Origin of the sequence: Acinetobacter sp. V2, assembly GCF_001188385.1 — a bacterium.
Taxonomy (GTDB): domain Bacteria; phylum Pseudomonadota; class Gammaproteobacteria; order Pseudomonadales; family Moraxellaceae; genus Acinetobacter; species Acinetobacter oleivorans.
Genome location: NZ_JZFB01000001.1, coordinates 1,482,861 through 1,483,196, shown reverse-complemented (window position 1 = coordinate 1,483,196; position 336 = coordinate 1,482,861). Strand labels below are relative to the sequence as shown.

Genomic DNA, 336 nt, shown 5'->3' with positions numbered 1-336 from the left:
GATTACTTTAGCGTTCATTTATGGTGCATATTTTACCGAGACCTTTCGTGGTGCATTTCAATCGGTTCCAACGGGTCAAATTGAAGCAGCAATGGCCTATGGTATGACCCCTTGGCAGGTTTTCCGACGTGTATTATTCCCTCAAATGATGCGTTTTGCATTGCCTGGTATTGGTAACAACTGGCAAGTTTTGATTAAGGCAACCGCACTGGTTTCCATTATTGGCCTGACTGATATTGTAAAAATTACGCAAGATGCGGGTAGAAGTACCATGCAATTGTTCTTTTTCAGCATTGTCGCTGCTGCGATTTATTTGGCAATTACCACCGTGTCGAA

Annotated in this window: 1 protein-coding gene; it reads left to right on the top strand. The window is 42.9% G+C overall.

The genetic code is table 11. From position 1 onward, the window contains the following. Positions 1–336: ABC transporter permease subunit (locus tag UC75_RS20510; RefSeq protein ID WP_228137222.1), on the top strand; the 336-nt coding region annotated here is incomplete at both ends.